Here is a 14,481-nt window from a genome sequence, read left to right on the forward strand (position 1 = left end):
GTCCATTCTCTCAGGTTACGCCCGCGATTTTAACCTGCTGGCTTTGAGCTTCACAGCTTCCGCTACTTCACCTTCCTTGTAATGATGTGTGAAGGGAAGGTCGTGGTCTGTATGGCCGTGTTCGTCCCCCGTCGCCAATGCTTCAACGTGCTGCGCAGCTGCAGGGAGATAGAAAGGAACGTACAAAATGTGTCGGGAATATCCCGCCCGTAAGATTGCCGAAACCAATGGTTCGGGCACGGCCTGCGGAAGATTCCGCTGAATCCAGGCGGTGCTCATCTGGACTCTATCCACTGATTTGTCGCCCTTGGTCGCGTCTTTCCCGCCAGCATCAGTAGTTGAACTGGAGGTGGCTTCTGGTGGTGTGGGCTGTGACTTCTGCTGGCCGTGTGTAGGGGCGTCTCCCGCACCGCCTCCGACAGTTGGCTTGCCCCCGCCTGACGGCTTTCCTCCACCACTCCCTGGCTTGCCTCCGCCGCCAGGCTTGCCGCCTCCTTTGGAGGGTAAGGCGGGACCGGCGTCATCAGGCGGCTCGAGAAGGTCATTTGCTGGCGGGCGGATAGCTTCCTTTACGGTTCCGAGTTTGCTAGCGATACTATGCTTGGCGTTTGGGTCCTTTAGCTTTCGTGTCGTCGTGGATGCCTTGATTTCCACGATAGCGAAGTCTTTTGTCTGGTTGCTGAACGGCGCAGCGCGCCAAACTCCGTCGATACCGCGGCCGCGCGCCTTCAGGTCAAACAGTTTGTTCAGCTTGCCGTTGTCGTTGAGCTTGCCCATGACCCTGAGGCCTGGCTGCTCGCTCCATTTGCCACTCAGTCCCTTGTCGTGGTCCTTCCAGCCGTTGCCCCACTTGAGCTTCTCATAGCAGTAGTAGTCGCCGATGTGCTCGCCCAGAATGCCGGTGATACTCGTTGTGATATCGGTTACGGCGAGCTTGGCGTTGACCACGCCCCTGGATGGCGTCGGGACCGGTCGGTCATGACCAGCCTTTGCCTCTTCTCCCTTTGCGCCAGGCTTTTCGGTGGTCCGATGTTCATCCAGGGTGCTGACTGCGGACGAGTTTGGCTGCTTCTTGCGCCAGTGGAGCAGCTTGCGCTGGACGAACTGTGCGAGCCAGTACGGCAGGTTCGTTTCGACGAAGGTCAGCGCCTGCATAAACGTGACCTGCATCGCGGACGGCATCTCGCGATACAGCCAGGACTTCTGGATGTGTTCGCGAGCCTCAGTCAGATACTTCTTGACGCCGGTGGCATCGAACAACTTGTCAATCAACGCATCCGGGCTGGTCTGGATGTGCGCTTGCTGGAGCACCAGACGCAGAATGTCGAACAGCAGCGGGCCGTAGATTTCCGACTTGTGGTTGACGAGACGAAACGTACGCTTGACGCCGGCACCGACGACAGGGACCCACCCCACGACGGCGAACACCAGGTCGATGCCAGCCTCGATTTTCGTCATCTCGTCCGCACTTTCGCGTGCGTTCCATACGGTCCAGACGCTCTCCGTGGTGTCGTAGACGTTCTGCGCGACGTAGAACAGCGGGACAGCGTTGGTTGCCATCGACCAGCCAATCTCTTTGACCGCGTCTTCTATTGCTTGTTGGTCGCTTTCGTTCATTTCACGTCCGGCCGGCCAGAAAATTTGTTGAACAGGCTGTAGAGGTTTTCCTCCGTAATGCCCTCGTGCCCGGCTGCATGCAGTTCTTTGAGAACATCAGGCTGCGCGAGCTCCGTGGGCGCGGGGACTGGCTGGGGCGTGAATGGGCGGGCGTCCTCCCCGAAGAAGACCTTAGCGGTGCCGTCTGGTACGTCGCGCAGGACCGCGTGACCGTTTCCATCAAGCTTGCCGGCCAGAGTCGTCCCGTTCTCAAACACGACTTTGTAGGGAGCTTGGGGCACAGCCTTGAGGTTGTCGTCCGTGAGATTCAGTTCGAGCTTGTTGTGCAGGTCGCCCTTGGGCAGGGCCGGCAAATCGTAGGGTGCGCTCGTGGGGCCGGCGAACGCATGCTGCGCTCCCTTGATGTCTATCTTGCCCGGAGCGTGAATCTCGATATTGCCGCCCTGAATGCGGAGATACGCGCCACCTGAGGTCAGCAGGATGCCCTGGCTCGCGGCCACTTCGACCTTCTCGGTCGCCGATAGCACCTTTACCGTTTTTTGCGCGGTCACTTCGATGTTGTCCGAGTGCGCCTGAATCGCCACCTTGCCCTTCGCAGCGAAGAGCTTCATCCCGGCGTTCTGGGCGAACAGGCTGATGCGTTCGGCGACACTCGCGAGCAGCGATTTTCCGGCCGCGATGTGGGTGCTCTGGCCGCTGACCACGTTCACGTGTTCGTCCGCACCCAAGTGCACCGACTGCTGCGTCGACAGTGCAATGTCCGCCGGGCTTGCGGCCAGAAGAACAGGTTTTTTGAACGCGTTGGCTACACCCGTGCCGCCTCCCGCCGTGCGGCCGCCGCTCCCCTGGTCTTGCCCCTGAACGTCGTCTTTCGTGGCGTCCGTGAAAGCCTTGAGCGCGTCGTGACCAGCTTTCAGGCTTTCGGCCTGGTGCAGGGTGCTGACATCGGAAAGCGACTCGACCAAGTTGTGAGCGCTGGTGAGTTGCTGCTGGGCCTGTCGGACCTCCAACTGCTGGTGCGCCGCACCCGAACCAGGATGGGTCGTGAGGAAAAGTCCCCGATTGGCGCGAATCGCGCCGTACGCATCGGTGCGAAGGTCGAAGCCGCTGCCGAGATAGCTGCCGCGGACATTGCCGTCCTGGGCAATCAGGTATCCCAGGTGAAGCATGGAGCTACCTTGCGACGAGAACAGTTGCAGCCGGTTCTGCCCGGTCGCATCGTCCATCACGAGATGGTTGTAACCGTTGCCGCCGTATTCCTTCGAGCTGAAGCCTGACAGGATGCCGTTGGAATGCCAGCGCGGCTGCGTTGCGCCGTTGTAGACGCGGCCTGTTGCAATGGGGCGGTCACAATCACCACCGAGCCATTCGATGGTCACTTCTTCGCCAACGCGCGGCACGTGCACGCTGCCGTAGCCGCCGCCAGTATCGGAATAGGAAACGCGCATCCAGCATGTCGCTCCGACGCCCTCACGTCGGTCCCAGTGCATGCGTACCAGGATGCGGTTCAGCGCATCGGTATAGACCTCTTCGTTGCCAGAGCCGACGACCGTCGCCGTCTGAAGGTGCATGACGGGCTTTCGGTGTTCGAACGGACTGCGAAACGGCACCTTCTGGCGCTGGGCTTCGACATCAACGAGGAAGAAGCCCTCGCTGCCTGAAGCATCTTTAACCGCGAACGCAGGTGCCGACTCCTCGTGAGCATCACGAACCTCGGCAAGACGCGCATCGAGGCTATGCGGATAGGAGTGGGTTTCCCCAATCGGGAGATTGTTGCGGATGTACCAGGTGGCCTCGACCACCGCAAACTTGCGGTCCTCAGCACTATCTCCGTCGTGCTCGGGGTGGTCCAGCAAACTGAACCAGCCGCCGACGTCGATACTCGGTGCGCTAGCTACACCGCGGAATCGCTTTGCGCGCGACTCCCATTCCTCAAGCTTGAGCTTGGTCAACCGGTCGCCGCGGTCATCATCGAGGTACGTGTATGGCCCCGTGTACTCGTAGACTTCGGCCTGCTGCGGAAGCTCGCCCTGGTTCGCGACGGTAGGAAACGATTTTTCCTTGCGCGCTTCGGGGTTCTTATAGTCGAACGTACTCGTCGAATACGACGTGCTCTGTAAGGTCCGCGTGCCCGACCAGTGCACGAACGCGTCGGGCTGTCGCGTGACGCCGGCACGATAGAACCGGACCTGTTCCGGCTCAAGCGGTTTGAGTGAATACAGGTCGTCTGTGACGACGAGGGTATGAGATTTACCGTCGTCGGCATGCTCGAAGTAATAGAACCAGCCTTCCGACTCCATCAGCCGGTGCACGAAGTTCCAATCGTCTTCGTACTGCACGCAGAACGAGCGTGCAGGTGACGGTTTGGTCACCTCGATTCGGTACGCTCCAATTGCCTGGGGATGCCCTTGGAACACTGTTTCGAGAATGGCTTCGACGGTCTGGTCCTGGAATATTCGCGCGTCCTTGCGGAATTTCAGGAAGTGAAGCCACGACGAGAAAATCAGTTGCAGGCTGACCAGCCGGCCGTCGGCACCCAGCCGGCGGGCCGTATGAACATATCCGTGTCGGGGACGATACGTTTTGTCAGACTGCTGCATCCAAAGTGTGACGGGCTGCGCAATGAGGGATTTCAGCTCGATTGAATCCTGCAGCGAAACAACGTCGACAGTGATCTCGAAATTGCCACCGAGGCGAGCAGTTCCCACCACAATATGTGGCAGAAGCGCATTCGCTCCGGCGGGGGTATCCAATTTAACAATCCGGTCGGACTGGAGTAACCCCGAATTTGTCAACGCGATAAGGTCCTGCGCTCCCATTTGATTTTCCTTGTGCTGGCCTCTCTCACGGCCGAGCAAAATCATATAGGGAAGACCCTATGCAGGCAATATGACAGGCACAACCGTGTGCCTCAAGTAGACCGGGTTAACAATTCGCGACAATTATTTTCTATCGAGAAATAATTCGGCGCCGGACTGGTAGTGAGAGACGGCACCGCTTTCTTCCCCGTCGGCCGGAACCAAACTGCCGTTGTGTACGAGAGGCGACGCAAGCACTTGCAAGGTGTGGCCCAAAGGGCTGCCCTCGGCCGACGCAGTCGAATGGTGGGTGGCCGAAGTGCTGACCATATCGGTTCGACATTTCTTGAGCTGACTGGCTAGTCATTGGTCGGATTTCGAAGGTGTTCTGAATGCTGCGCGCGGCGGGACACCATTTTTCCGAGGCATGCTGCGCTTTGGTCATGCGCAAATGTCGTTGGAACAGTTTCACTTAAGCCCCCGCCACGCGGTCATTTGCGGGAATTTCAGAGAGCATTAAGTAAAACTTCTCGCGTCGCGTTAAGCGAAACTATTCGAAATTCCCACATGCTGAGGTACATTAATTCTGGTTACGCGTCACCGCTGGTTTCGGTTACGCCCGAACTCTCTCGGCAAATCAATGGCTTGCGTGGCCGACCCGACGACGTCAAATCGTCCGTATGTCTGCGTGACCGCCGTCAACATCCGAACACTCGCTTTTCCAACAGTTTCGGTTACGTACGTTGCCAGTGGGACCCGCACTGGCGCTTCCCTTATGACCCGTGTCCAATTAGCGCGCAAGCGTTATAGGTGCGGCCCGAAGTGACCGGGGCGAGCCAGAATTGCACCGACCGCAAGTACAGCCATCATGACCGACTAATCGTGTCGGTGGATTTGCGGCAGGCGACGAGCAACGACCTCGAGAGGCCTCATCGTGAAACGGAGGCTTCTCCTGCGGAACGCCAGACCAGCTGTTAGCCAGCTTCGCTGGTACCTCTCCTTGCCCTGCGGGGCTGGTCGGTTCCTCTGCCGCTATGCGAATCACGAACCCGATGGAAATCATACCCAAGCATGAAAAGCGCCGCTTCCAGCCTACGAAGTCCATCAGGCCCTGCGCACCATTCGGCACCAGCTTTGCCACGTGCGTCAGAAAGAATCCAGTTGACCCAGACGTTCACTCAGGCCCAGGACTTGGAACCCTAGCATCCGCCATACAGCTTGCTAAACTGGTGTCCGCCAGTGGACGAGTCGAGCAGCGTGCGGCCGCCATCACCGTTGGCCCACAGGAACCGGAGCTTTTCCGGAACGCCTGCAAAGTGCTTGACGTTACTGGTGAACACGAAAGCGCCGTGCTTCATCGCCGACGCCCACCTGAGCAGAATGCCAAAGCCGGCATGAGGAACGGTCGCGCGATAGAGCACGAGGCAGTGACCATAGAATCCCCAGTTCAGGCGCGGATTGCTCGCAAAGCCCGCGGGGTTGGCGATGTCCTCAAACGAAAATCCATAGTGGCGCAGCGCCGGGTATGCACGCCAGAAGCCTTCCGTTCCCCGGAAGTCGCGTAGCCCGGAATCCACCCCCACGCCAGCGCCTGCGGCGATGAGCAACCTTTCCACCATTGATTCGCCGGCGCAACACCCATCAGCGTTACAATTGCGGTACATTTTTCTCTGGCGAGCCGACCTATGGAACGTAAGTCCGACACCTTGAATCTCCGGATTACACCCGAGTTGAAGGAGTTGATTCGATTGGCCGCCGAGAGAGAGCACAGGACGATTGCCAACTTCATAGAAGTGCTCGTTCGACAACACTGTGGCGAACACAGCATAACGATTCCGGCCAAACGGCCGCTGGGCCGCTAAATCTACCGGGGGAAGGATGGACGTCTTTCAGTTTCGCCAGCACATTGTCGACGAATACGAGCAGTTCACTCGTAGCTTTACGCGTATCCGGGCCGATGACATTCGGAACTTTGTCGATGAGCAATACGCCAGCCAGCGCTACTGGCCTGCGCCGCTCATCCAGATAAATCCGAACTTCAAGTCTGGCGGCACGGTCGAAGATTTCGTCGCCGCCGGACAGCTAAGCGCCCAGTGTGCGGATATTTTTCGACTCGGGAAATCTGCCTCATCTGCGGGGGTTTCCTTGCCCCTGCATAAGCACCAGGCAGAGGCCATCAGCCTCGCTGCAGCCAGCGAAAGCTATGTCCTGACGACGGGCACGGGTTCAGGCAAGTCACTCAGTTACTTCATCCCCATCATCGACGAATGCCTTAAAGCCAAGGCGGTTGACTCGACTTCGCGTACCCGGGCGATTGTCATTTACCCGATGAACGCGCTGGCTAACTCGCAACTGGAAGAACTGAAAAAATTCCTCGGCTCAAATCCAGCCGAGCGCGCTGTAACTTTTGGACGCTACACGGGCCAGGAGTCTGATGAAGAGCGCCAGGCCATGGCAGCCAACCCGCCTGACATTCTGCTCACCAACTTTATGATGCTCGAGCTGCTGATGACCAGGCAGAATGACATCGACAAGGCGGTGATGCGCAATGCCAAAGGCCTGCGCTTTCTCGTTCTGGACGAACTTCACACCTACCGGGGGCGGCAGGGTGCCGATGTCGCGCTCCTCGTTCGTCGGGTGCGGGAAGCACTTTCCGAAAACCTAATTTGCATCGGTACCTCAGCCACAATGGCTACCGAAGGTACGCAGATGGAGCGGAACGCCATCGTCGCGGACGTTGCATCGCGACTGTTTGGCACAAACATCCCTGACCGGAACATCGTTACCGAAACGCTGCGCCGTGTCACACCAGAACAAGAAACTATTGCGACTGTTTCACCCCGCCTGGCTGAAGCTCTTCGCGCCGGCGTACCTGAGGCCGCCGATTTTGCTGGTCTAGCGTCGCATCCGGTTTCCGTTTGGGTCGAATTGACTTTGGGACTGGATTACGAGGGTGACAAGCCGAGGCGCGCACGTCCCCAGAAACTTGCTGACGCGGCGCAGAAGCTGCATGAGGTGTCGGGCGAATCCGTCGATGCCTGCCTGGACTATCTCCAGAAATTTATGCTGCTCGCCTACGCAGTTCAGGATGAGACCGGCAAATCACTATTTGCATTCAAGCTTCACCAGTTTATCGCCGGCGGTGGCAAAGTCTACGCGACGCTGGAAGCAGCTCGACACCGTGCCATCACGCTCGATGGACAGCAGTTCGTTGCGGGCGATACCGACCGTGTCCGGCGCTATTACCACGTCCATTTCTGTCGGGATTGCGGCCAGGAGTTCATGCCGGTCTGGGACACGAATGGCGCCGAAGGTCGCACCTTCAACGTGCGCAGTATCGACGAGCGTCAGCACGACGATGAGGAGGTTCGGTTCGGCTTCCTGATGCCAGGACTGGATAACTGGGACCCGTCAGACCCTGAGCGTTACCCCGAGGGCTGGATTGAAGAGCGGAGCGATGGGGACTGGCGTGTCAAGACGGATAAGCGCAAGTTCGTTCCCCAAGAGGTGCGTGTTCGGCCGGATGGCGTGAAAACAGATGGCATTGGCCTGGATGCCTGGTTTATCCCCGGTGCTTTCCGCTTCTGTCCGGCGTGTGGGGCCACCCATGCAACGGCAGGCAAGGATGCTTTGCGCCTGACGTCGCTATCCGGTGAAGGCCGGAGTTCTGCGACGACGATGCTAACGCTCTCGGCGCTACGGTATCTCTATGAGCAGGACCAAGAACTAACGCCTGATGCCAAAAAAGTGCTGGGCTTTTCTGATAACCGGCAGGATGCCGCGCTGCAGGCTGGGCACTTCAACGACTTCCTTCAGGTTCTCCTGACTCGCTCAGCGCTACTCTCCGCAGTCAACCAATCTTCGTCGAAAGTGCTCGGCGAAAAGGAAATCGCCAATGCTGTTTTTGAAGCGCTGGGCTTCCAGCGTGATGACCTCGGCGTTCGTGCGGAGTACATGCAGCAACCTGAAGTGAAAGGCAATGCACGACGCCAGGTGCAAGAGGCGATGCGCGGCATCCTGGGTTACCGCAGCTACTTTGACCTACGTCGTGGCTGGCGTTTCAACAATCCCAACCTGGAGCAGCTCGGGCTGATTCGCATCGACTATCAGGACATAGAGGACCTTGCTGCTGATAGTGACGAGTGGGCTGATGCCCCCCGGGTGCTGCAGGCAGCCAGGCCTGCGGAGCGGGCCGCAGTATTGCGAGTGCTCTTTAACTTCATGCGGCAGGGGCTCTGTATCGCTACGCGCTACCTTGACCGCGACGAGCTCGAGCAGTTGCGCACCCAAAGCTATGCAAATCTTCGTGAGCCATGGGGCTTTACCGAAGACGAGCGTCCACAGCCGGCCAAATGGTTTGTCACGCGACGGCCCCGTGAGGAGGTTGACCGGCGGGGCCGACGTCTGAATCTGGACGACTTCCTGGTTATTGGTTCCAGCCGCTCCCGTTTGGGCAGAGAGCTCCGAAGGGCTAGTACCTGGGGAGGTGGCAATCCGTTTTCTACGGACATCAACGACCAGACCTATCCGGATGTTATTGCGGCGCTCCTGAGAGCCGCCGAATCTTATGGTCTTGTGCGTAAGGACGAAACCGATGTTGGCTTGGTGGGTTGGCAGTTAAATGGTTCAGCGCTCGTCTGGGCGTCCGGCAATGGGCAAAGCACCACACCGTCGAACAACAACGTTTTTTTCCAGGGGCTATACCAGAACATTGCGGCATTGCTGGACAGTCCGGTCCATCAGCTTTTCGATTTTGAAGCTCGCGAACATACCGCCCAGGTTGAACAGGAAGACCGGATGGAGCGGGAAGCACGCTTTCGCTTCACGGAAAAGGACAAGGCTGAGTGGCAGGAGAAGACCGGCATGGCGCTTGAGTGGTTGCCGGTGCTGTTCTGCTCGCCGACGATGGAACTCGGCGTCGACATTTCTTCGCTGAATACGGTGTACATGCGCAACGTGCCGCCGACGCCGGCAAACTATGCGCAGCGCAGTGGTCGAGCCGGGCGCGCGGGGCAACCAGCGCTCGTTATTACCTACTGTGCGGCACAGAGTCCACACGACCAGTATTACTTCCGCGACCCGGTTCGAATGGTGCATGGCCAGGTTAATGCGCCAACGCTCGACCTGGCGAACCTGGAGCTCATCAAGAGCCATATGCATGCCATCTGGCTAGCCGAAACGGGCAGGAAACTCGGCAACAGCGTACGTGACCTGCTGGACATGAACCAGCCGGAGGCGCTACCTGTCGCGGAAGATGTTGCCTCCGACCTTGATAGGCCGGAAGCGAAGCTGCGTGCCCATAAGCGTGGGCTCAAGGTGCTGGCCATGCTGAAAGGGGAGTTGACTGCGCAAAGAGCGCCGTGGTTCAGCGAGGAGTGGGCCGAGACTGTCTTCCACCGCGCATTTATCGAGTTCAACGGGGCCCTGCAGCGTTGGCGCGACCTTTATCGAGCCACCGCGCAGGCCATTGACCTCAACTTCAAGATTGAGAACAACCCCGCGGCCAATGAACGGGAGCGGCGCGAAGCTCAGCAGCGGCACAATGAAGCGCGTAAGCAGCGCGACCTGCTGCTGGCCGGCGACAGCGCTTTCAACAGCGATTTCTACACATATCGCTATATGGCAAGCCAAGGTTTTCTGCCGGGATATAACTTTCCGCGCTTGCCGTTACTGGCCTACCTGCCTGCCCGTCGCGGCAGCATCGGGCGAGAGAGTTTCCTGTCTCGCCCGCGCTTCCTTGCACTGGGAGAGTTTGGTCCCTACAGTCTCATCTATCACGAGGGTAGCCAGTATCGGGTCATCAAGGCATTGCTGACAATCACGGGGAAAGACCAAATCAGCGACGGGGCACGCTTGCCCACCGAAGTTGCTCGCCTGTGCCCTGCTTGCGGTTACGGCCATTTTCGTTCCCAGCGCGATGCGGACCGCTGCATTTCTTGCGGCGCATCGCTGGCCGGTGCCCAGGAAGTGAAGAATCTATATCGCATCGAAAACGTCTCGACCAAGCGTGCCGAGCGAATTACGGCCAATGAGGAAGAGCGAGTTCGCCAAGGTTACGAGATGCAGACCACGCTGCAGTTTGCTGAGGCTGACGGCAAGCTTCAGATGGTCACCACTTTGGTCGAAGATGACCAGGGACCGTTGCTGGAGATGCAATATGGTCCGACCGCCACGGTCTGGCGCATGAACTTTGGTTGGCGGCGGCGCAAGGAGAAGGCTATCCAGGGTTTCATGATGAACCCGGTCACCGGCCACTGGGTCGGTGGTGTTGACGATGGCAATGGCGAATCGGAAAGCGAGGCTGAGGCACCGCCAGACAAGACGCCGCCGCAGCGTATCGTTCCGTATGTGGAAGACCGGCGAAACATTCTCATTATTCGCCCGCATTTCTGCCTAGGTGAACTATCCTCCACAACGTTGACGACGCTGCAGTACGCACTCAAACGGGGTATCGAGGCGGTCTATCAGCTGGAAGAAAGCGAACTGATGGCAGAACCCTTGCCTACGCGCGACAACAGGCAGTCCATCCTGTTCTTCGAGGCGGCGGAAGGTGGTGCTGGCGTCCTGACACGCATCGCCACTGAGCCGGCGGCGATGTCCGCTGTAGCGGTCAAGGCGCTCGAAGTCATGCATTTCTTGCCTCCTGCTTCCGGTACACCATGGCAGCGGGAGACGCTGACGGAAGAGCTTGAGCACGGCAAACCGATTTGCGAGGCAGGTTGCTACCGATGCCTGCTTTCGTACTACAACCAGCCCGACCATCAACTCATCGACAGGAAAGACGCCGAGGCTGGAGGTCTGGTACTGGACATCCTGTGTCGTCTGACGCAAGCCGGGACGAAACAGGGGACTCAGGGGCGAGACCCTGGTCAGCATGACGCAGAACTGGCGCGTACCGCTGGTAGCACGTTGGAGCAGTCCTGGTTGGATTACGTTTCCGAGCACGGCTTCCGCAAGCCGGACCGTGGACAGTACACCATTGCAGTTGCTGCTTGCTGCGCCGATTTTTTTTACGATGACCTGCATCTCGCTGTCTTTGTCGATGGGCCACGTCACGAGACAGAGACGCAGCGTCAGCGGGACGCAAATATCAATCAACAGCTAGATGCGCTTGGCTATCTGGTCGTTCGTTTCCCCAAGGAAAAAATGTCCTGGGCTGACATCTTCAAGAAGAACGTAGACCTGTTTGGTCCCGGGAAGGTTTGATTAAACATGAATGCACCGACGCCGGAGTTTCATCCGGGTTCCCTGATTTCGGCACGTGGCCGGGAATGGGTTGTTTTGCCCGAATCCACCGCAGAGACGCTGCGACTGCGTCCTCTGGGTGGGGCTGAGCATGACGAGACGCTTATCTACCTGCCGCTTGAAAAGCCGCAGACGGTTCGGCCTGCGACGTTCCCTTGGCCGACCGTTGCGCAGGCGCGTAACCATGCGGCCAGCCAGATGCTGCTCGATGCCCTGCAGTTGAAGCTGCGTAGCGGCGCCGGTCCATTCCGCAGCTTCGGCAACATCGCTGTCGAGCCGCGTGCTTACCAGCTTGTGCCATTGCTGATGGCACTCAAGCTGCCGACCGTGCGCCTGCTGATTGCTGACGACGTGGGTATCGGCAAGACGATTGAAGGTGCGCTCATCGCTCGCGAACTGCTCGACCGCGGAGAAATCCAGCGCCTTACCGTGCTATGCCCTCCCCATCTATGCGAGCAATGGCAGCGCGAACTCGCCGAGCGCTTTCATATTCACGCGGTCGTCGTGCGGTCGAACACCGCAGACCGGCTCGAGCGAGACCTTCCGCCCGGTACATCGCTGTTTCACGCTCACCCGTACACGGTGGTCAGTCTGGACTACATCAAGTCCGAGCGCCGCCGGGAAGCATTTCAGCGTCATTGCCCGGAGTTCGTCATCGTCGACGAGGCCCACACATGCACTCAGGCGGGCCAAGGGCGTCAGCAGCGGTATCAGCTGCTCACAGGACTCGCCGATGACGCCGAGAGGCATCTGGTTTTGTTGACCGCCACCCCGCACAGCGGCGACGAAGATGCCTTCTTTAACCTGCTCGGGCTGCTGCGTCCAGATTTCACGCAACTAAAGGATATGCCAGCCGACCAGCGTAACGACCTGCGTGAGGCCCTGGCGCGTCACTTTGTCCAGCGCCGACGGCCTGACATTGCCGAGTGGCAGGACACATCGATGTTCCCCGAGCGTCTCACTGCCGAGATTACATATCGACTCACAGGCGCCTGGGGCAAGCTGTTCAATGACGTGCTGACCTATGCGCGCGAACTAGTTGAGCGTTCCGAGAATCAGGGTCTGCGAGAGCAACGCATGAACTGGTGGGCGGCATTGGCATTGCTTCGCTGCATCTCGTCGTCGCCGGCTGCGGCAGTCAACGCCTTGCGTACGCGGTTGGCTGGCGTCGCTGGAGACGGGGGGGCATCTGACGCCATACCTCTCGAAGAGCTTGAGGCACAAGCCAGTGACCGGGTGCTTGATGGCACGGATGACGCCTTGTCGACAGACGACATTGAACCGGGTGCGCAAACCGAAGACAGTGAGCGTCTGCAGGCACTGATAGCCAGTGCCACAGCACTGACCGGTCAGCAAAACGACCCGAAGCTCGCCAAATTGCAGGAACACCTCGCATTGTTACTGAAGGATGGTTTTCAGCCCGTCGTTTTCTGCCGTTACATCGCGACAGCGCACTACCTTGAGACCGCATTACAGGAAAAATTCAAGTCCGCAACGGTTAAGGCGGTAACGGGTGAGCTAACGCCTGATGAACGTGAAGATGCCGTCGAGCGCCTGGGCGAATGTGATACGCGCATTCTTGTCGCGACCGACTGCCTTTCTGAAGGTATCAACCTGCAGGGCCTCTTTACGGCCGTTGTCCACTACGACTTGAGCTGGAACCCCACTCGACATGAACAGCGGGAGGGACGCGTGGACCGTTTCGGGCAGAAGGCCCGTGAGGTGCGCAGCACCATGCTCTTCGGCGAGGACAATCCGGTCGACGGTGCGGTGCTGCAGGTTATCCTGCGCAAGGCGGAAAGCATCCGCAAGGAACTCGGCATACTTGTCCCGATGCCAGACAATGAGGGCAAACTCACGCAAGCGCTGATGAATGCCGTGTTGTTGCGCAAGGGGGCATCAATCGGCATGCAGGGAGAGCTTGACCTTTTTGGTGAACCTGCGAGGGAGATTGAACTTGCGTGGGAGAGTGCTCGCGAAAAAGCCAGGCAGAATCGCTCCATTTTCGCCCAACGCAGGCTGAGACCGGAGGATGTACTGCCTGAATGGCAAAAGACCGCTGCGGTTCTTGGCGGTGAAGCAGACGTCGCACGCTTCGTTAGCCGCGCCGCTACCCAGCTCGGCGCCCCCCTGCAGCCAGTCAATGAACACTTCAAGCTGCTGACAGAGCACCTGCCTGCCTCGGTACGTGAACGACTGGCTGTCGAGGGATTGACCGACACTTTGCGTATCGATTTTCACCAGCCTCCAGCGCAGGGCACGAGCTTCATTCACCGTACTCATCCGCTGGTAGCGGTACTGGCTGACACGCTGCTCGAACGGGCGCTGGATGATGCCGCGTACGCAATTGAAGACACGACCATCGCGCGTGCGGGCAGCGCTTTTGTCAATCACGTCTCGCTCAAAACCACGGTCATGCTGTTGCGCATTCGTCACCAACTCACGGTGACGCATGGCGCTGGTACACGCCTACTGATGTGCGAAGAGGCAGTCGCCGTAGCCGCATCCGGAAATGAACCTTTGACTGAACTTTCTGCTGACCAGGCCCGGGCCCTGCTGGGCGCTGAGGCTACCCGCAACATGCCCGCGCCACTTCGCGACCGCCAGTTGCAATCCGCCCTGGAAACCTTGCCGGGCTGGCAACCGCAACTCGAAGCCATTGCCCAGACGCGTGCCCAAGCACTGTTGCAAGACCACCGCCGCGTGCGCGAAGCTTCGGAAGGTCGAGGGAGCTACCAGGTGACAGCTAGTTTGCCGGTCGACGTGATGGGCGTCTACGTGTTGCTGCCGGATGCAGCAGCGGCTACGACGGGAGCCTGAC

General features: G+C 58.9%; 5 protein-coding genes and 1 pseudogene. 3 read left to right on the plus strand and 3 right to left on the minus strand.

Annotated elements, in window-relative coordinates:
- Positions 1–15 precede the first annotated feature (15 nt).
- From WJ16_RS21395 to WJ16_RS21405, 3 genes and pseudogenes are all read right to left on the minus strand, one after another.
- Positions 16–1,617 (minus strand): hypothetical protein, encoded by a 1,602-nt coding sequence (locus tag WJ16_RS21395; RefSeq protein ID WP_069259097.1) that lies wholly within the window; start codon positions 1,615–1,617, stop codon positions 16–18.
- Positions 1,614–4,436: a type VI secretion system Vgr family protein gene (locus tag WJ16_RS21400; protein ID WP_069261070.1), complete on the minus strand. Its 2,823-nt coding sequence runs from the start codon at positions 4,434–4,436 to the stop codon at positions 1,614–1,616. Before WJ16_RS21400 ends, WJ16_RS21395 begins: the two co-directional genes overlap by 4 nt.
- A 1,301-nt stretch (positions 4,437–5,737) precedes the next feature.
- Positions 5,738–6,022, minus strand: a pseudogene (locus WJ16_RS21405) (Sir2 family NAD-dependent protein deacetylase); the annotation flags it as partial.
- A 78-nt stretch (positions 6,023–6,100) separates the two neighbouring features.
- Between WJ16_RS21405 and WJ16_RS34335 the strand changes: the two are divergent.
- The 3 genes from WJ16_RS34335 to WJ16_RS21415 are packed head-to-tail and all read left to right on the plus strand — an operon-like array spanning position 6,101 to position 14,480.
- Positions 6,101–6,277, plus strand: a complete 177-nt coding sequence (locus tag WJ16_RS34335; protein WP_084636098.1) for a type II toxin -antitoxin system TacA 1-like antitoxin — start codon at positions 6,101–6,103, stop codon at positions 6,275–6,277.
- 16 nt (positions 6,278–6,293) lie between these two features.
- On the plus strand, positions 6,294–11,621 hold the full coding sequence (locus WJ16_RS21410) for a DEAD/DEAH box helicase (RefSeq protein ID WP_069259099.1): 5,328 nt from the start codon (positions 6,294–6,296) through the stop codon (positions 11,619–11,621).
- 6 nt (positions 11,622–11,627) lie between these two features.
- Positions 11,628–14,480 (plus strand): helicase-related protein, encoded by a 2,853-nt coding sequence (locus WJ16_RS21415; RefSeq protein ID WP_069259100.1) that lies wholly within the window; start codon positions 11,628–11,630, stop codon positions 14,478–14,480.
- The last annotated feature ends 1 nt before the right edge of the window (position 14,481 follow it).

The sequence above is a fragment of the Burkholderia metallica genome (assembly GCF_001718555.1).
Lineage (GTDB): Bacteria > Pseudomonadota > Gammaproteobacteria > Burkholderiales > Burkholderiaceae > Burkholderia > Burkholderia metallica.